Source organism: Desulfovibrio sp. JC022 (assembly GCF_010470665.1).
Taxonomy (GTDB): Bacteria; Desulfobacterota; Desulfovibrionia; order Desulfovibrionales; family Desulfovibrionaceae; genus Maridesulfovibrio.
Genome location: NZ_VOPZ01000012.1, coordinates 24754 through 43347 on the forward strand (window position 1 = coordinate 24754; position 18594 = coordinate 43347).

20 protein-coding genes, 1 tRNA gene and 1 riboswitch are annotated in these 18594 nt (G+C 48.1%); of the genes, 15 read left to right on the forward strand and 6 right to left on the reverse strand.

What is annotated here, in order from left to right:
* Nucleotides 1–272: 272 nt before the first annotated feature.
* On the reverse strand, nucleotides 273–767 hold the full coding sequence (locus FMS18_RS17720) for a relaxase (RefSeq protein WP_239061093.1): 495 nt from the start codon (nucleotides 765–767) through the stop codon (nucleotides 273–275).
* 54 nt (nucleotides 768–821) lie between these two features.
* On the opposite strand from FMS18_RS17720, the gene FMS18_RS17725 reads away from it, so the two are divergent.
* Nucleotides 822–989, forward strand: a complete 168-nt coding sequence (locus tag FMS18_RS17725) for a hypothetical protein (protein WP_163296005.1) — start codon at nucleotides 822–824, stop codon at nucleotides 987–989.
* A 142-nt stretch (nucleotides 990–1131) separates the two neighbouring features.
* A complete protein-coding gene (locus tag FMS18_RS17730; protein WP_163296006.1) occupies nucleotides 1132–1845 on the forward strand; it encodes a hypothetical protein in 714 nt (237 codons plus the stop codon).
* Nucleotides 1846–1869: 24 nt separating this feature from the next.
* Here FMS18_RS17730 and FMS18_RS17735 read toward each other — a convergent pair.
* Nucleotides 1870–1945: transfer RNA gene (locus FMS18_RS17735), tRNA-Lys, on the reverse strand.
* Nucleotides 1946–2056: 111 nt separating this feature from the next.
* Here FMS18_RS17735 and FMS18_RS17740 point away from each other — a divergent pair.
* The 7 genes from FMS18_RS17740 to FMS18_RS17770 all read left to right on the forward strand — a co-directional run bounded on the left by FMS18_RS17740 (nucleotide 2057) and on the right by FMS18_RS17770 (nucleotide 9205).
* On the forward strand, nucleotides 2057–3967 hold the full coding sequence (locus tag FMS18_RS17740) for a cytochrome c biogenesis protein CcdA (RefSeq protein WP_239061094.1): 1911 nt from the start codon (nucleotides 2057–2059) through the stop codon (nucleotides 3965–3967).
* A 9-nt stretch (nucleotides 3968–3976) separates the two neighbouring features.
* A complete protein-coding gene (locus FMS18_RS17745) occupies nucleotides 3977–4372 on the forward strand; it encodes a VOC family protein (RefSeq protein ID WP_163296008.1) in 396 nt (131 codons plus the stop codon).
* Nucleotides 4373–4386: 14 nt separating this feature from the next.
* Entirely contained in the window at nucleotides 4387–4908 is a 522-nt protein-coding gene (locus tag FMS18_RS17750) for an AAA family ATPase (protein WP_163296009.1), read from the forward strand.
* Nucleotides 4909–4994: 86 nt separating this feature from the next.
* Nucleotides 4995–6182, forward strand: a complete 1188-nt coding sequence (locus FMS18_RS17755) for an iron-containing alcohol dehydrogenase (RefSeq protein ID WP_163296010.1) — start codon at nucleotides 4995–4997, stop codon at nucleotides 6180–6182.
* A 254-nt stretch (nucleotides 6183–6436) separates the two neighbouring features.
* Complete coding sequence (locus FMS18_RS17760; protein WP_163296011.1) at nucleotides 6437–7324, forward strand: AMIN domain-containing protein; 888 nt, start codon at nucleotides 6437–6439, stop codon at nucleotides 7322–7324.
* 163 nt (nucleotides 7325–7487) lie between these two features.
* Nucleotides 7488–8147, forward strand: coding sequence for a nitroreductase family protein (locus tag FMS18_RS17765; protein ID WP_163296012.1), 660 nt, complete (start codon nucleotides 7488–7490; stop codon nucleotides 8145–8147).
* 143 nt (nucleotides 8148–8290) lie between these two features.
* Nucleotides 8291–9205, forward strand: a complete 915-nt coding sequence (locus FMS18_RS17770; protein ID WP_163296013.1) for a DMT family transporter — start codon at nucleotides 8291–8293, stop codon at nucleotides 9203–9205.
* A gap of 61 nt (nucleotides 9206–9266) precedes the next feature.
* Here FMS18_RS17770 and FMS18_RS17775 read toward each other — a convergent pair whose 3' ends face one another.
* Entirely contained in the window at nucleotides 9267–10496 is a 1230-nt protein-coding gene (locus FMS18_RS17775) for a Xaa-Pro peptidase family protein (RefSeq protein WP_163296014.1), read from the reverse strand.
* Between the two features lie 144 nt (nucleotides 10497–10640).
* Here FMS18_RS17775 and FMS18_RS17780 point away from each other — a divergent pair, with 144 nt between their 5' ends.
* From FMS18_RS17780 to hisF, 5 genes are all read left to right on the forward strand, one after another.
* Complete coding sequence (locus FMS18_RS17780; RefSeq protein WP_163296015.1) at nucleotides 10641–11063, forward strand: CoA-binding protein; 423 nt, start codon at nucleotides 10641–10643, stop codon at nucleotides 11061–11063.
* Nucleotides 11063–11497, forward strand: coding sequence for a YkgJ family cysteine cluster protein (locus tag FMS18_RS17785; RefSeq protein WP_163296016.1), 435 nt, complete (start codon nucleotides 11063–11065; stop codon nucleotides 11495–11497). The genes FMS18_RS17780 and FMS18_RS17785 overlap by 1 nt, the downstream gene beginning before the upstream one ends.
* A 9-nt stretch (nucleotides 11498–11506) precedes the next feature.
* The gene (locus FMS18_RS17790) at nucleotides 11507–12310 is read left to right on the forward strand and encodes a DnaJ domain-containing protein (RefSeq protein ID WP_163296017.1); all 804 of its coding nucleotides are present in this window, start codon (nucleotides 11507–11509) and stop codon (nucleotides 12308–12310) included.
* Between the two features lie 236 nt (nucleotides 12311–12546).
* Nucleotides 12547–13185: an imidazole glycerol phosphate synthase subunit HisH gene (gene hisH / locus FMS18_RS17795; protein WP_163296018.1), complete on the forward strand. Its 639-nt coding sequence runs from the start codon at nucleotides 12547–12549 to the stop codon at nucleotides 13183–13185.
* Nucleotides 13178–13957 carry an imidazole glycerol phosphate synthase subunit HisF gene (gene hisF, locus FMS18_RS17800; RefSeq protein ID WP_163296019.1) on the forward strand — a complete coding sequence of 260 codons (780 nt, stop codon included), beginning with the start codon at nucleotides 13178–13180 and terminating at the stop codon, nucleotides 13955–13957. Before hisH ends, hisF begins: the two co-directional genes overlap by 8 nt.
* Before the next feature lie 44 nt (nucleotides 13958–14001).
* On the opposite strand, the gene FMS18_RS17805 is transcribed toward hisF, so the two are convergent.
* On the reverse strand, nucleotides 14002–15120 hold the full coding sequence (locus tag FMS18_RS17805; protein WP_163296020.1) for a glycosyltransferase family 4 protein: 1119 nt from the start codon (nucleotides 15118–15120) through the stop codon (nucleotides 14002–14004).
* 320 nt (nucleotides 15121–15440) lie between these two features.
* On the opposite strand from FMS18_RS17805, the gene FMS18_RS17810 reads away from it, so the two are divergent.
* Entirely contained in the window at nucleotides 15441–16040 is a 600-nt protein-coding gene (locus FMS18_RS17810) for a phosphatase PAP2 family protein (RefSeq protein WP_163296021.1), read from the forward strand.
* A 594-nt stretch (nucleotides 16041–16634) separates the two neighbouring features.
* On the opposite strand, the gene glyA is transcribed toward FMS18_RS17810, so the two are convergent.
* On the reverse strand, nucleotides 16635–17891 hold the full coding sequence (gene glyA, locus FMS18_RS17815) for a serine hydroxymethyltransferase (RefSeq protein WP_163296022.1): 1257 nt from the start codon (nucleotides 17889–17891) through the stop codon (nucleotides 16635–16637).
* Nucleotides 17892–17944: 53 nt separating this feature from the next.
* A riboswitch (ZMP/ZTP riboswitch) is annotated at nucleotides 17945–18033 on the reverse strand.
* A 66-nt stretch (nucleotides 18034–18099) separates the two neighbouring features.
* The gene (locus FMS18_RS17820; protein ID WP_163296023.1) at nucleotides 18100–18543 is read right to left on the reverse strand and encodes a hypothetical protein; all 444 of its coding nucleotides are present in this window, start codon (nucleotides 18541–18543) and stop codon (nucleotides 18100–18102) included.
* Nucleotides 18544–18594: the final 51 nt, after the last annotated feature.

Consider the following 18594-nt stretch of genomic DNA (forward strand, 5'->3'; position numbering starts at 1 on the left):
ATATTTTCCCCATCACGAATTGGCGGCATTATTATCGATAGACAAATATAACTAATTAACATTTTGGGAAACAATCTGATCAACAATGTCACCTTGATACCAAAAACAATACTAAAAACATAGTCCATATATAAATTCATAGACTGCAACAAAATACACATAATTATCGTGATCACAGAAATAAATTCTATAGCATATACATCCTACAAGATCACACCTAATTCCTTCAAAAACACATAAAATCACCCTATCATCACACAGAAGAAAACCAATTACACATGGCTAATTCTATCATTACAAATTCTGCCCCTACTGTTCGAAATCTCATTCCCAGAAACCTTTACATTCCGCCCAAGCATCAACCGCGCAAAATTCTGCGCAACCTGTGTGGCTCCCGGCTCATTCACGCTGAAGAAAATTTTATTGCCGTTATCCTTAACTATGGCTCCATTCTTCAGCGTGTCGAGTACATTTCCAGAAGAATCCACACGCCAAGTCATTTGATTCAAATTGCGTTGATTAGGATCGGTCACGCACTTGGCCTCTTCTGCCTGCAACTGAAGCATCTTGGAAATGGACAAAAGCTTCCGTTTATCTTTCCATGCTAAGCTTGAATCTGATTTGAATTGGCTTTGCTTGATCTTCAGGCTTGAAACTTTTGAGGCTGGGCCAACAAATTCTAGGGAAGGCTGATTTTGAGTCGGCTCCTTCTTTGAACGCAAAATCTGCAAAGCTGTTTCATCGCCATTTTCAGCCTTCCATTTCAAGAAATCATTCCAGCGATTGAAAGGTGTTTGCTGCCGCAACTCCGCATTAACCATATGGCAAGACAGGAACATATTCCAAAGCTATACAAGAAAGAACTTATGAGAGACATTGAGATGTTCCCAAAAATGCAAAACAAAAAACTTGAACTCGCAAACCATGTTCAAGAAATAGGATTGAAAAGAGCAGTCGCAATTCCCGAAAATTTGAGCAAGAAGAACTAAAGACCGCACAATCGATAAAAAAATGCTAAAGGATGGCCCCTCTGCACAATTTTTAACACAGATAAACTCATCAAAAGACAAGTAGAATCAAGGAAATACATATAAGCTTAGAAAGTGCGTATCCATCATCAGTAACCTTTCAGTGACAGCTGGGGCCATTGTAGCCATATTTGGAATAAATGCTTGGAGGAAAGAGATTCAATACAAAAGGAATTCCGAACTTGCCGAAAAATCTCTATTTTTAATTTATGAGGCAAGGACTGCAATTAAAGCGATCAGGAATTCATTTTCATCTGGCATTGAATATGCTAGTCGAAAAATAAATGATGATGAAGATCCAAAAGCGAAAAGGGCTTTGGACATGTCATATGTTGTGTTTTCTCGTATCGATAAACAGAGTGAGCTATTCAATGAAATTCGCACAACACGACAACGATGCAGAGTATTATTTGGGGAAGCAGAGCTTGAATGTTTTGACGATGTGTTTGATATTATCAGAGAGATACAAATAGCCACTAGAAAGCTGGCGCGTCGGTACTGGCCTAAAAATCCTGAGATATTATCCCCCGAGAAAAAGGAAGCCTTTTATGATGAAATGTATGCGTTGGAAGACATCATTTGGGAGACAACTGATGATGAAATAAGTAAAAAATGCAATGCATTATCGAAAAAGCAGAAGAATCATTTCGAAAATTTATTTCTCCACCAGCCCCATATCAAGAACTTAGAGGGATGTATGAAAAATTCAACCAGCAGATTCAGTCAAATATTTCTGGCAAATTTAAAAAAATCCCCCAAAACCGGGAGAGGACCGGGAGAGATCGGAAAAACAAAAAGTAAAAGGGTGCTAGACTAAACGTCTAACACCCTGTATTTACTGTGGTAGGCCACCAAGGACTTGAACCTTGAACCAACGGATTAAGAGTCCGCTGCTCTACCAATTGAGCCAGTGACCCGTGTCGTGAGAAAAGGATTTAGATATATTCACTGCGGATGTCAATCGGTTTTTCATTTTTTTATTTAAAAAAGGCAACTAAATGCGTTTTAAGCTAATTTGTTTAATTTTATTGAGTTTCATTTCGACCCTTGCGCTTATCTGTCCGCAAACGGCTGTTAGTGCCCAGAATCAGAATCCCAATCTTGATACCAAATGGAAGCTGTACAGTCTTACCAAGGATGATCAAAAACTGGCCGGGCTAAAAACCAATATTCTGGCCGGATTGATGCTTGAACCCAAAAACGGCTGGTACACATACTCCCACAATCCGGGCAAACTGGGCCAGCCAACCACTCTTAAGGTCACCCTTACCCCGGATAACACAATTCTTCCCGCCATCTATCTTCCGGGTAAACTCAAGGATGATCCCTTTAACAAAGGGAAAAAAGTTGCCACTTACTCAGAGCCGACCCCGATTCTGGTTCCGGTGCCGCCAGCACTAAAATCATTTACCCTCAAAGCCAAGCTCTCTTTGCTCATGTGTTCCAAGACAGCCTGCCAACCTTTTAAGACTGACCTCAGCTTCTTCGGCATGGCTGTTTCCCCGGACAAACTGCCGCAGGCCAGCCTGCAACCGTGGTGGCCGGAATTTGCGAAAATGCGCAAAGGTGCCAAGACCATCAAAATTTCTCTGAAAGATATTGCTTCCAAAGTTGAAGGAAAAAATGCGGCAAAGACCACCAAAATCCAGCCGCAAAAGACCGCCCCGCCCGTTCAAAACATGGCGAAAGACAAGACGGAAGCCACATTCTCTTTTGATTCACTCAAGCCCCGCTCTTTTACTCCGGGCCTTGAAGTTACCGACCTGACGACCGCGATTTTGTTTGGATTGCTGGCAGGATTCCTGCTCAACTTCATGCCCTGCGTACTTCCGGTGATCAGCCTGAAGCTCTCCACCCTGCTCGCCGGGGCCGGACATAAAAGCGCGGAAGAACAAAAACGCAGTTTCCGGGAACACAATATTTTCTTTGCGCTGGGCATTCTTCTCTATTTCGGGATTCTCAGCGGAATTCTCGGTATAACCGGAATGGCTTGGGGACAAATTTTCCAGAAACCCCCGGTAGTTATCGGGCTGACCGGGGTTGTCTTTGCGCTTAGCCTTAGTTTGTTCGGGCTGTTTAACCTGCCCATCGTGGATCTAAAGCTCGGTTCAGAAAACAGCGGACCACGCAGGCAGGCCCTTTTTACCGGGGTTCTCGCTACCCTGCTGGCAACACCGTGCAGCGGACCGTTCCTCGGTGGCGTGCTCGGCTGGGCCATGGTGCAGCAACATTATGTGATCAGCTCAGTATTCTTAAGCGTAGGTGCAGGCATGGCCTTGCCTTATATATTGATGGCCTTCTTCCCGGCACTGGCGACACGTTTTCCCAAACCCGGAGCATGGACTATCTGGATCGAACGGGCCGCAGGATTTTTCCTTGCCGGAACCTGCATCTACCTGTTCAGCATCCTGCCTGAAGATATGTACATCCCGACTATGATCTTTATGTGGTTCACCGCTGTGGGCGCGTGGATGTGGGGGCTTTCTTCCGGCACTGATAAAAAATCATCCATGTACCTGCTGCGAATCGCTGCGTTGGCAATATGCATAACTACCGGATTCTGGGCCGCGACTCCGCAGGAACGTACCGCCCACTGGATCAGCTTTGAGCAGAAAGATTTTACCGAACGAATCGGACAGGAAGCCATGCTGGTGGAATTCACCGCTGACTGGTGCCCCTCCTGCAAAGTGCTGGAACAGACCGTGCTGACCCCGTCCAATCTGAACCGCTGGCAGGAAAAGCACAACCTGACCTTCATCAAGGTCGACCTCACCGCCCCGGACAAGGTGGCAGATGAATTTCTGCGCGCACTGGGCAGCCGCTCCATCCCGCTGGCAGCTATCTTCAAACCCGGAGAGGATTCGTCGTCGCCCACAGTAATTCGCGACCTGTACACCACCGGGCAGATGGATGAAGCTTTATCGCAAACACTGAAGTAAGGAAAACATATGCACAACGATTCATCATCACACGGATTTTTCAGTTGGAACGAACTGCTTACAACCGACCTTGAAGCGGCCAAGAGATTCTATGGAGATCTTCTGGGCTGGACATTTAAGGAGTCAAAAACAATTTACGGCGATACCTACCTGACAGCCTTCAAAGACGGACGCTTGGCAGCAGGAATGATGATTAAGCCCGCTGATACTCCTGAGCACATTAAAGGCTGCTGGGACCCGTATATCACTGTGGACGATGTGGATGCATCAGCCGCACAGGTTGAGAAGTCCGGCGGTAAAGTAATGCTTGCGCCAACAAAAATTGAAAATGTCGGGCGATTCTGCGTAATTCAGGACCCGCAAGGAATTTATTTGAATCTCATCACCTATGACAAAAAAGACTAACTAAGGATTTTCGTTTGAACACAACTATCTTGTATATTTTTTCCGGCCTTCCGGGATCAGGAAAAAGTACACTGGCCCAAGGGGTGAGTTCCGAATTGAACTGTGCCTATCTCAGGATAGATACAATAGAGCAAGCAATACGCGACCTCTGCAACTTCAAAGTCGAAGGCGAGGGATACCGCCTTGCTTATCGGGTTGCCTCAGATAATCTTAAAGGTGGCATGAGTATTATCGCCGATTCCTGCAACCCCATTGAATTGACCCGCACTGAATGGCAAGATGTTGCTATTAATGCAGGTGCTGAATTTATTAATATTGAAGTTATCTGCTCCGACAAAACAGAACATAAAAAGCGGGTTGAAAACCGCCCTTCGCCCATAAAGGGATTAAAACTACCCACATGGGAACAGGTTGGGCAACGAGAATACCACCCTTGGCAGTCAGACAGAATTATACTTGATACGGCTGGCAAAACCCAGAATGAAAGCCTTCAAGAGCTGATTCTCTCGATTAAAGAGTGGCGCACTAAAATTTAGGTGTATGCTGCCCTTTACGACTGTGCCGCAGTCAGTTATCACGTGGCTCAACAGCAACATTAAAACTACATATATAAAGGAAGCGCATGCTCAACTTTCAAATATTTATCCCCACCCGCATTGTTTTCGGTCCCGGTAAACTTGCAGAACTGGGAACCCTGCCCCTGCCCAAAGGCAAAAAAGCCATGGTCGTCATCGGTGAATCCGGGGCCATGATTGAGAACGGCTATCTCGATAAAGTACAGGTCGCACTTGCCAAGCAGGATGTTTCCACCGTTGTTTTTGATAATATTTCCCCCAACCCGAAATCAGATCAGGTTGACGAGGCCGCGAAAATCGCCCGCGAAAAAGAAATCGACTTCATCGTAGCCCTTGGCGGCGGCTCCACCATTGATGCTTCCAAAGCCATCGCCCTTTTGACCACCAATGTCGGCAAATGCTGGGATTACATGCAGGCCGGTTCCGGCGGCGGAGTTAACCCTGAGAACCCGGCAGCACCGCTCATCGCCATCCCCACCACAGCAGGCACAGGCACCGAAGCGGACCAGTGGGCAGTGATCAACAAATCCGGTGGTATTGAAAAAATCAGCCTCGGTAATGATTCCACTTTCCCCGCAATTTCCATCGTTGACCCCGAACTCATGGTCAGCGTCCCTGCGCGCACCACCGCCTACACCGGCATCGATGCATTTTTCCATGCAGTGGAGACCTTCCTTTCCACCGCGCACCAGCCCATGAGCGACATGCTGGCTCTGGAAGCAGTACACCTGAGCAGCCATTACCTGCCCATGGCAATTGCCGAAGGCGACAACATCGAAGCCCGCACAGTCATGGCTTGGGCCAGCACCGCCGCAGGCATGTGCGAAACCCTTTCGCGCTGCATTTCCCAGCATTCTCTTGAGCATGCTTTGAGTGCAAAATATCCTGAATTGCCGCACGGTCTCGGCCTTGCCAAACTTTCCGTGCCCTATTTTAAACGTTTGATCCCGGAAAGCCCGGAACGTTTCGAAGATCTGGCCATGGCTATGGGTTACGATACCCAACAGTTTGACGAAAACATGCGTGCTACCGTTTTTCTTGAAGGTTTGCGTTCCCTGCTCGAACGGGCCGGATTCAACGATGAATCCCTCAAGGATTACGGAGCAAAAGAAGAAGACGTTGCCGAACTGGTGGATATCGCCGAGCAGACCATGGGCAAGCTTTTCGAGTTCACCCCCGCGAAGATGGAACGCGAAGATCTCGAATGCATCATGTCCGAAGCTATTGCGGGATAAAGAATCTCTCCGAGGGCCAAAGGGGGAAACTTTTGGGAAAAGTTTCCCCCTTTGGATTCCCCCTTCAAAACTTTTTAATAGGCTTCGCGCTGCAGACTTGGAAACTATGACTTTCAATTGAAAGATACTAATTTCTAACTAACTGCTGATTGACATTGTCGGCTGGTCTTTTATAAGTATAACCACAGACAATTAAAGAATTTTGGTAAGATCAAAAGTGTAGGTAGATGGGGATCGGAGGAATATACCGCACAATGACTAAAAAGCAGAAAGCAATAGTTCAATGCCCGTTTTGCGACAGCAACCGCTTATATTTCAGGCGGGGGCTGGTTTCTGACGTGCTTATTTCCCTGCTCGTCCCGGTCAGGTCTTATACCTGTGGCTCATGCAGCCGCAGCTTCCGCCGTTACGGCAATTACTTTACCAGCAAGCAGGCTTTGATCCATATTTTCGGTACGCTGGCAATTCTCGCCTTTATCAATCCGCAACTGCTGCTCCCGGAAAGCTGGCTGCTCAAAGAAGAGCCACAAATGGCCGCCCCTGCTGAACAGAAAGAAATTGAAATCATTGAAGCAGAGCCGGAGAACGAACTTCCCCTGCTGTCCATGGCTATTGCCAATGCCACCAATAGTTCGGTTATTGTTGAAAACGGGACTGTTGCCATTGCAGCCGTAAACGGCACCGCGAATGCGAGATTAAGCAACGCAACGCAGGTCAACGCCACTTCGAAAACAATTCTGGCCTTCAACGGCACAGAAGTAGAAAACGCGACTTCTTCAGCTAAAGCTGTAGCAGAAGTCTTAAAACCCAAAGAAGAAAAACACGGCTTACAGGAAGGCAAACTAAAGTCCATCTATTTCAAGGAAGTGGACAGTAAAACCAGAATCAGTCTGGATCTCGGTGGTTCGCCCCTGTCCTACACATCATTTTTCCTGAAAGATCCCAACCGCCTAGTGGTAGATATTCAAGGTAAATGGGATTACTTCGGACCTACCGTCCTCAAGCCGGAGAATCCCATCTTCTCAAGATTCAGGATCGGCATCTACGACGATAAAATCCGCATGGTTATGGACCTCAAAGGCCAGACCCCGGCCCCGGTCATCACCAAGACCGCAAGCGGACTTGATATTGATGTGAAGTAATATTTATTAAGACTAAGACAGAATTAAATCCTCCGAAACCGTTTGGTTTCGGGGGATTTTTTAATTGGTTGGCGTAGCCCGCAGTGATAGGCTAAACTAGCTCGAAAACTTCCAGATAATATTCATGCAATTAATAATTTTGAATCTTTAAATGGAGACGAATATGAATCACCCTGTCATCAAAGACCTTAACTTCCGCTATGCCTGCAAAAAATACGATGCAGCCAAACGCATTCCAAACGACAAAATGGCAATAATCAAAGAAGCTCTGCGCATGTCACCTTCGTCGGTCAATTCACAACCGTGGAAGTTTATTATCATTGAAAGCGATGAAGCTAAGAGCCGTTTTCACGATACATTCGCCAATAAATTTGAGTTCAACCAGCACCACGCTAAGGCGGCATCACATATTATTTTATTTGCTTACAATCCCTACTTCACAGAAAAACAATACAAAAAAGTTGTAGATGCCGAGGTCAAATCAGGCCATCTGCCTGCGGATAAGTATGACGAGATGATGGAAAAAGGCATGTTCTTTGCCGGACTGAATACCGATGAAACCGGATTCAACGGCTGCTGGACCAAAGCCCAGACATACCTAGCACTGGGCAATACCATGCATACGGTTGCAAGGCTGGGAATCGATTCCACTCCCATGGAAGGCGTTGATTCTGAACTTATCGGTAAAATATTCAAACAAGAACTTGGCGGATACGTATGCGAAACAGCACTGGCACTGGGATATCATCTGGAAGGCGGGGATTACAACCACGGTCAGCCTAAAGCAAGGCTGGCACTGGAAGATGTAATCACTGTGCTGTAATCTATTGTTTTAATAATATATAAAAAAAAGAAGTTGCGCAGGGCAAAAAACTACGCAACTTCTTATTTCATGCATATTGACCTGTCTACAGCTTCACCCCTTATCTTAATCCTCAACAAAAACATTTTACACGAGGATTTTAGATGAGCATACGTGCGCACGCACCGAACTTAATGCTACCGGATTCTGCTAAAGGGATCATGCTGGCCTTGGTGGCAAATGCCATGTTTGTTACTGTCGGGGTTTGTGTCCGACAAATCAGTGATAACATCGATGTTTTCCAGATACTGCTCTTTCGGCAACTGGTCTTCATCACAGTCTTGTCACCATCAATATATAAAAACTTAGACACCCTGCTCCGCCCGCGCATGCTGAAACTTCATGCTTTACGCATAGGCGGGGCTTTCTTTGCCTTGTTGCTGGGCTTTGTCACCGTAAGCAACCTTCCTCTTGCCGAGGCCACGGCTCTGGGATTCAGCAAAGTGCTTTTCGTAGCACTCTTTGCCAGATTTCTTTTGAACGAAGCAATAGGCAAATCACGGCTGACCACGATTGTTACTGGCTTTGCAGGCGTTATGCTGGTGGTTCAACCTTCACTGGAAAATATGACTTTCCTGTATACCCTGACCGGACTTGGGTCAGCTGTTGCTGCGGCAGTAGCGGTCTTTTGCGTGAAAAAAATAATTCACGTGGAATCAAAAACAAATTTGCTGGTTTATCAGGCTTTCTTTGTAGGCCTGCTGACCCTGCTCCCCAGCATTATCTACTGGAAATGGCCCACTGCGTTTGAACTGGCAATCCTGATATTTATCGGCCTGATCTCATCTGCAGCCCAATGGATCAGCGTAACCGCATACTCATATGGTGAGGCCAATGTGATTTCAAATGTTGAGTACACAAAAATGATCTACTCAATTTTTCTGGGCTACTTCTTTTTTGCGGAACTGCCCGACGCCCTGTCTGTCGCAGGAGTTATGATCATCCTCGCCAGCGCGTTTATCCCACAGCTATTGAAAAAAAGAACCATGCGAAGACAAACAGCCCTTCAACTCAAGTAAAAAAACGGTGCTCAGGTTACAACTACCTGCGCACCGTTTCTTACTTTTAAATCAGGGCCCCCTACTCAATACAAATAATATCGTAATCATCCCCGGTGATGCATTCCGGCCCGTCAGCGGTGATTTCAAAGGTATTTTCCACCCCGACCATGCCTATGCCGGGGATGCCCTGCTTCGGCTCAAGGGCGAAGACCATGCCTTCTTCCACGGGCAGGTCAAAACCCTTGGCAATGGGCGGAAAGCCGTCCACGGTAAGGCCGATGCCGTGCCCGATGAATGGAACCTTGCATTCGCCGATGCCCATGAAACCTTCGCTAAAGCCTTCCTTCTCAACCTGTTCCATTACCTTGGCGTAAACTTCGCTGACAAGGGTTCCGGGCATGAGATGATCAGCGGCAAGGGCCTGCATATCCTGACAGAAATACTGGGCATCCAGCACTTCCTTGGGGATGGAACTCTTGGGACCGGACCAATAAACTTGAGTCTTGTCGGTGTGGTAGCCCTGCATGACAAACCCGCAATCCACGGAAAGGGGCGCGCCCTCCTTCCAGAATTTATCGCCGCTGCCCATAAATGGTGAAGCCGGATGCACACCGCGCAGCCCAAGCGGACCGTTGAATGAACTGGGATAGATCCCGGAATCCCCGGCGGAAATATGCCCGAGAAAAATTTCCTCGTTAAATGTCTGCATACGCATGTGACCCTCGTGCCCCAACTCGAAAAAGATATTCCAGAGATATTTCGCAATCTCCATCTCACTCATGCCCGTTTCGAGCAGCTCCGGCAGAATCTCAAACAACGCAGTATGGTGCAGGTGTCCCACTTCGCGCATGATTTCCAGTTCCCATTCGGATTTCACAGCACGGGACAGAGCCAGCACCTTGTCGCCGGGAACAAATTTATATTCAGACATACGGGAAGTAAGCATCTCACCGAGCTGCCAGGTAAGTCCGGCGGTCTCTGCGCCCATCACTTCGGTCAATGGCTGGCCCAACTCTTTGGCAAGAGGGGCGAGGTCTTTAAAGGATCTGAAGCTGACGATATTTTTCATGGCACTTTCAATGTTTGCCCGATCGCAGGACTTACGCACAAAGAGGATCGGCTCACCTTCCAGCGGAAGCCACACTGCACCGTTGACAAAGGAGCCGGAGAGGTAATAAATCTGCAAACGCGAAAAGCAGAGCATGCCCCCTGCCTGCGGAGCTACTTGCGGCAGGAAACGACGGCACTTTGCCCAGCGGGCTTCAAGTTCACTGCGCGGAACAACTACGTTGGATTCCAGATCAGACATGAGATTTACTCCTTGGATGTATCGAGTTCATATAAAAAGGATTCTTGAGAAAATAAAAACCCGCTAGCCGGGTAAAAGAGAACTTTGCAAGTAACCGTGCTTTACTGTAGCATGCTGGAATTAATCGCCCGGAGAGATCTGAATATGCTTATATTTGACGAAAAAAAAGTAGCCGCACTTCTTGATGAGGTCAAGGTCATAGCCGTAATCGGCGCGGTGGATAAACCCGGACGTCCAGTGGACAGGGTCTGCCGCTATATGATTGACGCGGGCTACGAGGTCATCCCCGTGCACCCCAAAAGAGAAAATGTATGGGGCCTTAAGACATACAAATCAGTTAAGGACATCCCCGTTCCGGTCGATATGGTTAACCTGTTCAGGGCTTCCCAGTTCTGCGCGGACCATGCCCGCGAGGTACTTGAGCTTGAAACCATACCCAAGTGCTTCTGGATGCAGGAAGGAATTTTCAGCCCTGAGGCGCGTGAACTGCTCTCCGGCAAAGATATCACAGTAATTGAAGACCGTTGCATAATGATTGACCATAAAAATTTAGCAGGCAAAATATAATGAGTAAGGCTTTTGAATGCCAGATGTGCGGCCATTGCTGCCAGGGCGAAGGCGGCATCATCATGACCGCAAAGGACCGCAATCGTCTCGCCGATCATCTCGGCATCACCGAACAGGAACTGATTGAAAAACACAGCGAAACCGTAAATGGAAAAATCCGCCTCCAATCAGGCGAAGACGGGTACTGTGTATTTTATAATGAAGGCTGCGGTATTCATCCCGGTCGCCCGGATATCTGTCGTGCCTGGCCTTTTTTCCGGGGCAACCTTGTGGATGAAATGAGCTGGGAAATGATTCAGGATTACTGCCCCGGCGTTAACAAAGAAGCCGGACACTCCAAATTCGTAGAAGAAGGCAAGGAATACATCCGCGCCGAGGGACTGCGCCAGCACGATCCCGATGTTGCACCCAACGCACTTATCACTGAAGATTAAAAATTTGATATGAACACAAGACAGGCACAGAGCATTCTAAAAGTCGGCCCCAACGCCAGCGAAGAGGACATCAAACGTTCTTTTCGTAAGCTGGCGTTCAGCATGCACCCGGACTTGAACCCCAGCCCTGATGCCGCCAAGAAATTCCGCCAACTGAACGAAGCATACGTTTTTCTCAAGAACGTAACAGGCAACACAAGTAACGGAAAAACTTCGGAAAAACGTTCATACACCCACCAGAACACAAGCAAAGCGCAGACAGACCGCAAGACCGCACGCGAAGGTGCCAGCGCATATCGGGCACAGCAATCCAAAGCCAAAACCGAGGCTCGCAGCAACGGAACCTCCAACGCCCAGCAAAGCCGTTATTTTTTCCAGAAAGAAGAAGACGTACTTAAGGACATATTAAATGATCCTTTTGCCCGGCAGGTTTTCGAGGATATCTACAGCCAGATCAGCAAGGACAAACCTTTCCAGAAACCCAGCGCCCCGGTCAAAGAACGTAAGCTGAATGTCAACTGGGGAGACAAGACCGCCTCGGTGGATGTTTCATCCGGTCTGGGCTCAGGGGTCAAGTCATGGTTTAAAGGCCAGCTTGACGATGAACAGACCGTGTATTTCCCGGTTTCAGCCCTGCATCCCGGTCGCACCGTACGCATCACCCTGCAACAGGGCATCCGCAAAAAGAGCAAAACCCTTGAGATAACCCTGCCCCGCGATTTCGTCATAGGGCGTCCTATCCGCTTAAAAGGGCAAGGCAGAAAACTCGGTCCCTTCAAGGGCGATCTTTACTTACGAATTCTGGCAAAATAATTTTTTCATACTCTGCTACTTTCTTTTTTTGAAAAAAAATTACCCTATTTACATTTTCACTTGTTTTCCTTCGCTTTTTTGACTAGCTCCTATAGTTAGAACAGAACCGTAATGTACTGCCCGTACAGGCAGCCATTCTTCCGGGTTCAACTCTGCATTCGGAAAATATACCCTCATTAAAGTTACAGACTTCTGCGGTTCAATAAGTATTTAACAAACACAAGGGGGCCCATCTCATGCTGGCTATTCTTGACTACAAGGCCGGAAACCAGACCAGTGTGCAGCGCGCACTGAACAAACTCGGCATTCCAAACCAGATCACCGCCGACAAGGAAGTCCTGTCCAATGCTACAGGCATCATCTTCCCCGGCGTCGGAGCTGCCGGTCAGGCTATGGATGAACTCACATCCGGCGGACTGGACGAATTGCTTAAAGAACTCGTACAGCAGAAAAAACCGCTGCTCGGTATCTGCGTCGGATGTCAGATCCTTCTGGATTACAGCGAAGAAAACGACACCAAGGCTCTTTCCGTAATTCCCGGTGAATGCCGTCTCTTCAACCCTTCATGGGAAGATTATGAAGGCGTGCCCATCCGTGTGCCTCACATGGGCTGGAACACCATCGAACTCAAGCAGGATTGCGTTCTCTTCAAAGATATCGATCCTGAAGCACATTTTTACTTCGTACACAGCTACTACCCGGCTCCCGAAGAAAAACACATCATCGGTGAAACCACTTATGGTCGTCCCTTCTGTTCCCTGCACGGGCGTGAAGGCCTCTGGGCTGTACAATTCCACCCCGAAAAAAGTGGTAATCCCGGCCTGAAGCTGCTTTCAAATTTCTATGAATACTGCAAGGAGGCTTCCGATGCTTAGTAAAAGAATCATCCCCTGCCTCGATGTACGGAACGGAATTCTCACCAAGGGTATCAAGTTCAAAGGCAACGTTGATATCGGTGATCCAGTTGAGACCGCCCGCCTGTACTACGAGCAGGGTGCGGACGAAATCGTATTCTACGACATCACCGCCTCTTCCGAAGGACGCGGAATTTTCCTTGATGTGGTTGAGCGTGTTGCTTCCGAGATCTTCATCCCCTTTTCCGTAGGCGGTGGCATCAACTCCGTACAGGATATGCGCGACGTATTGCTCGCAGGAGCGGAAAAGGTTTCCGTAAACTCCGGTGCGGTCAAAAATCCCGACATCATCAGCGAAGGTGCCGCAGCGTTCGGTTCTCAGTGCATCGTACTCGGCATGGACGTTAAACGGGTTGAAAAATCCGAGAAGATTCCTTCCGGCTTTGAAATCGTCATCAACGGCGGCCGCAAGTACATGGGGATTGATGCTCTCGAATGGGCGAAGACCGGCGAAGCACTCGGAGCAGGCGAAATCTGCCTCAACTCCATTGACGCGGACGGCGTTAAAACCGGGTACGATCTTGAGCTGACCCGTCTCGTATCTGAAAGCGTACACATTCCCGTTATCGCTTCCGGCGGTGCAGGCAATCCGCAGCACATGGTCGAGGCCGTAACCGAGGGCCGCGCCACTGCCGCGCTCATCGCCTCCATCGTTCACTACGGTGACTACACCATCCCGCAGCTCAAAGAACACATGGCATCGAAAGGTGTACGGGTTCGTAGCAGCTGGTAAATTAAAATTTAAAGGCGAAGTTGATTTCTCAGCTTCGCCTTTTTTTATTTACTCAAAAACTCTTCTACAAATTTTAGATACGGCTCAATCCCGCATGGAACATCGTCCGGCCATTGGAATGGTTGGCCTTGCTCCTCTGTGGCTGTCTTTGGGATCATTTCAGCCAGCTTCATGTAGTCAGACGGGTCATCAATAATCTGCTCCTCCGGCAGGAAATAGCTGCTTCCATTGTCGCGGGAACTGATTACCGGGACTCCGCAGGCCAACGCTTCGAGTACGGAGTTGGAACAGGCATCATAAAATGACGGGAGTACGAAAACATCGGAACGCCCGTAAAGAGCAGGCATGTCTTCCACTTTCCCAAGAAAACGCACCCGCCCGGCAACGCCCAGTTCTTTGGCAAGCTTTATGTACTTGGACGGATTGCGCCCGCCGGCCACTTGCAGATGGTAATTTTCAGGCAGTTCGGCAAGGGCTTTGATCAGGACCGAAACACCCTTGAGCGCAAAATTTGTTGTCGCAGTGGAGATGAGGACATCTTTCTCTGACAGGGAAAATTCTGCACGGGAGAAATTCCTTTCCTCTTGCGAGAAAGGGCTGAATAACGACAAATCCGGCTTATTGTAGATGACATCAATTTTGCGTCCGGCAAGGGAAGGATGGGAATCAACCATCCAGTCACGCACCCGGTGCGAAACGCAAACCATGCGGCAATCAGAAGCAGCCTGTTTGCGCTCAATATATTTGATGATCAAATTGACCAGCGCAGTACGACGGCGAAACATCTTGAAAGAACGAGCAAAGCCTTTAGGCCACGCCCGTTGCGACAGGGACCAGAAAGATTCCAACGGCCCGCCGCCAATGCGCAACATATCCTGATTCAAGGATTTACCGAGACTTATGGTCAGGTCGTAATTACCATTCTTGCGCGCCTTTTCAGCAGCCAGCACAAACCAGAGCAACTTCCCGGCCCGGCAGAATCCATAACGCCCCACGTTGATGATATTCACACCCTGCGGCGGTTCATCTTCAGCCCGCGCACAGATAAAATCAACGGAATATCCGGAATCGGTAAGGGCTGCACTCAAATTGTATCCAAAACGCTCCACCCCGCCGTAGCGGCCAAAACGGGGCAAAATCAGGGCTATTCTTTTCATGTTCATCTATATTTAATGTATCTGGTTACTCACAAAATCGTCAGACTATTGAGAAAGTGCCAGATGCTAGGCGCAAGAAAAATACTGGAACGAAGCGTATTAAGCATACGTGAGTTTCAGTATTTCTCGCAGCAACGACGCAGATGGTGCTTTATCAGCAGTCTGATCCCTTGCGGGCTTTTATTTATATTGATACTCGCAACCATGTCTGGCAGCGTAAAAGCCGCCTGAAACTAAAATTCCGAGTTGAAATCGTTGTAACGGACGGGGATGTTATTCGGAAACAACCGTCTTGCCAAGGAAAACGCTCACACAGGAGAATATAAGTGCCGTTTTATACCCAACCGCTTGATATGCAGATATTCATTCTGGTCAACCAGATATTCCGCAAGCACTGGATGGACATAGCAATGCCTCTGCTTTCCTCCGCAGCCCTGCTCTGGACCATTATCGCGGTAGTCACTATTTTCGGAGTCTGGAAAAAAGGTCCAAAATTTCTAGTCATTATCCTGCTAATCTCCGCCACCATGGGGCTGGCCGACTTTTCCACCAACATGATCAAAAAATCCATAGGCAGGGTCCGCCCGCTCAATTCCATTGCCCTGACCTATTTCAAAGAAGACGGAATCTGGCAACGCAGACCGCTGGATTACCAGCAGACCAAAGAACGCGGCAATTCCTACCCTTCCGCCCATGCTGCAAACTCCATGGCCTTCGCGGTCATGCTCATGTTCTTTTTCCGCCAACTGCGCCCGTGGATGCTCTTCCTGCCCATCGGGGTCGGTTATTCTCGCCTCTATCTGGGAAAGCATTTCCCTACTGACGTCATGGCAGGCTGGGCCTTTGGGGCCTGCATCGCCATTTCAGTCTGGCTGCTTTGGAGTTATTGGCTGAAATTTAAGTTGCCGGAAAAATATAGGCCTTAAAAACTGAATCCCCCTTGGAAAATTCCGAGGGGGATTTAGTTACTTGACTGCAAAGATTGGTGCGGAAACAATCTACTGGTTATACCATATGCTCAGGTTCCATGTGTTTGCATCCTTTTGATAAAACATGTGCCTATTCACTTTAGTAATAGGAACAGGAGCCTTAATATCCAGCCTGATAAACGAGGAACTACACATTACGGTTCTAACATCACACGTTCCGGCAGCTTGACCTTGATTGCCAAACATTGTGCCTAGAAAAAAACCTATCCCCAAAACAAACGCGAGTACTGCGACCCGCAACGCTTTCGTTTTCATTGCCCTGCTCCTTGATTGACTGTTTCTCCTACTTACAATGGTACATAAAAAACAACCTTTGCTCCATACATTAAAAAATCGACTTGATCCGTAAGGACCAAGTCGATTTTTTATTTGAAGGATGGGGTGATGAAAAATTACCGGGCTGGCTAAAAAAGTTGTTACCCACAAGACAATTTACAATAAAATTTTCAGCCAGCTCCGGTTAGAAATATTTGTCCGGGATTCCCGGGGATGCGTGGAATCCCGGACACATTGGAAGGAAGGAGTTTTCAACTAGATTCCCGGAACCGGAAACCTTGAGCAGAAAGATTCAATTTCCGACCGGGTGGTGACGGCCAGATTTTTGTCTTCAGGATTTTGGAGGATGGTGGTCATCCAACCCGCCAATTTGACCATATCGGACTCCTTCATGCCGCGGGAGGTGGCTGCGGGAGTACCGATCCTGATACCGCTGGGCTTCAGGGGCGGATTGGGGTCATCGGGGACGATCTGTTTGTTGGTAGTGATAGCAACCTCATCGAGCAGTTCTTCGGCAACTTTGCCATTGATGCCGTAGCTCTTCTCGGTATCGAGAACCATCATGTGATTGTCTGTTCCTCCGGTGACTAGGGAGGCACCGGATTTCAGCAGTTCATCCGCCAATGTTTTTGCATTAAGCAGCACCTGCCTGCCGTATTCCTTGAATTCCGGCTCAAGTGCTTTTTTGAGGGTAACCGCGATACCGGCAATGGTGTTCATGTGCGGTCCGCCCTGCAAACCGGGGAAGACGGCTTTATCGATCTTGGGCGCGAATTCCTTTTTGCAAAGGATCATTCCGCCACGGGGACCGCGCAGGGACTTGTGGGAGGTAGAAGTGACAACATCAAAGCCGAAGTCAAAGGGATTGCGGATGACATCGGCTGCAATGAGACCGCCGTAGTGCGAGGCATCGGTCATGGTGATAGCCCCAACTTCGTCGGCAATCTTCTTGAAGGCGGCGTAATCCAGATCGCGGGGATAAGAGGTGTATCCGCAAAGGATCATTTTCGGCTTGTGTTCAAGGGCGGTTTTGCGCAGCTCGTCAAAATCAATCGCACCGTCAACCGGATCAGTTTTGTAGCGGATGAAATTAAAAAGCTTGCCCATGAAGGAAACCGGGGCACCGTGAGTGAGGTGCCCGCCATGGGAGAGATCCATGGCCAGAATAGTATCGCCGGGTTCAAGAAGGCCGAGATATACAGCCTGGTTCATGGGAGAACCGGAGAGCGGCTGTACATTAGCGTGCTCACAACGAAAGACCTGCTTTGCCCGCTCACGGGCAATGTCTTCGATAGTATCAGTGAATTCCTGACCGCCGTAGTAACGTCTGCCGGGGTAACCTTCGGAGTATTTGTTGGTAAAAACACTGCCGAGGGTGCAGAGAACTTCGGGGTAGGTGTAATTTTCAGAAGGGATCAGCTCAATACCGACTTTCTGACGGGATTCCTCGCCTGAAAGTGCATTGAAAATGTCGGGGTCATTTGATTGGAGAAGATTTCGATATTCCTGCATGGGCACTCCTTGTAGATCGCCTCATGAAGAGGCAAGGAAGCACGTCTTGAAAAAGACGAGGCCCAGGCGAGCGGCAGGTAAAATAAATTCCGTGTTTCCCTGTGGTTAATTCCACATTACATCGCCAGTTGCACGGAATGTGTGTTCAAAAACTGACCTATAACTAGCAACAGATTCAGCCTCTGTAAACAAGTTTTTCAACTTGTGCTTAAATTTCCGGTTCACCAAGCTTGTAGCGTATGCGCAGGACACCGTCATCAAAGCTGTGTGAAACCATCTTGAATTCACCTATTTCATTGGATTTTTCAACATGCTCACCAATACAGGGACAGGCATCAAAATCACCGATATTTACCACCCGCACCTCGGTCACTCCTTCAGGAAGACGGGTCAGATTGAAGCGTTCATCGGCCTCTTTAAGACTGATCATCTGTTCAGTCACAATCAATTCTGAAGAAATCGCTTCGTTAACACCCTGCTCGATCTCACCAGCTTCAACGTCAGTCAACCCGCGCTCGAACTTATAATCGCACTTGGATTTCTTCTTGTTGATATGCGCACTGAAACAGCGGTCACAATCAAACTTACGTACCATCACCTGATTCAAAATATGCTCCGCAGAATGCATACGGGGCTGGTAGTGTTTTGCCATGTTTGGAAGTTCCTTTTTTATTCGTTAAATTACTTACTCCCTAACGTATTC

Coding starts and splice junctions, on each gene's coding strand:
- FMS18_RS17745 (WP_163296008.1), top strand. CDS start 3,977: ATGCACAACGATTCATCATCACACGGATTTTTCAGTTGGAACGAACTG.
- FMS18_RS17770 (WP_163296013.1), top strand. CDS start 8,291: ATGAGCATACGTGCGCACGCACCGAACTTAATGCTACCGGATTCTGCT.
- hisF (WP_163296019.1), top strand. CDS start 13,178: ATGCTTAGTAAAAGAATCATCCCCTGCCTCGATGTACGGAACGGAATT.
- FMS18_RS17780 (WP_163296015.1), top strand. CDS start 10,641: ATGCTTATATTTGACGAAAAAAAAGTAGCCGCACTTCTTGATGAGGTC.
- hisH (WP_163296018.1), top strand. CDS start 12,547: ATGCTGGCTATTCTTGACTACAAGGCCGGAAACCAGACCAGTGTGCAG.
- FMS18_RS17820 (WP_163296023.1), bottom strand. CDS start 18,543: ATGGCAAAACACTACCAGCCCCGTATGCATTCTGCGGAGCATATTTTG.
- FMS18_RS17775 (WP_163296014.1), bottom strand. CDS start 10,496: ATGTCTGATCTGGAATCCAACGTAGTTGTTCCGCGCAGTGAACTTGAA.
- FMS18_RS17725 (WP_163296005.1), top strand. CDS start 822: ATGGCAAGACAGGAACATATTCCAAAGCTATACAAGAAAGAACTTATG.
- FMS18_RS17785 (WP_163296016.1), top strand. CDS start 11,063: ATGAGTAAGGCTTTTGAATGCCAGATGTGCGGCCATTGCTGCCAGGGC.
- FMS18_RS17805 (WP_163296020.1), bottom strand. CDS start 15,120: ATGAACATGAAAAGAATAGCCCTGATTTTGCCCCGTTTTGGCCGCTAC.
- FMS18_RS17760 (WP_163296011.1), top strand. CDS start 6,437: ATGACTAAAAAGCAGAAAGCAATAGTTCAATGCCCGTTTTGCGACAGC.
- FMS18_RS17790 (WP_163296017.1), top strand. CDS start 11,507: ATGAACACAAGACAGGCACAGAGCATTCTAAAAGTCGGCCCCAACGCC.
- FMS18_RS17765 (WP_163296012.1), top strand. CDS start 7,488: ATGAATCACCCTGTCATCAAAGACCTTAACTTCCGCTATGCCTGCAAA.
- FMS18_RS17755 (WP_163296010.1), top strand. CDS start 4,995: ATGCTCAACTTTCAAATATTTATCCCCACCCGCATTGTTTTCGGTCCC.
- glyA (WP_163296022.1), bottom strand. CDS start 17,891: ATGCAGGAATATCGAAATCTTCTCCAATCAAATGACCCCGACATTTTC.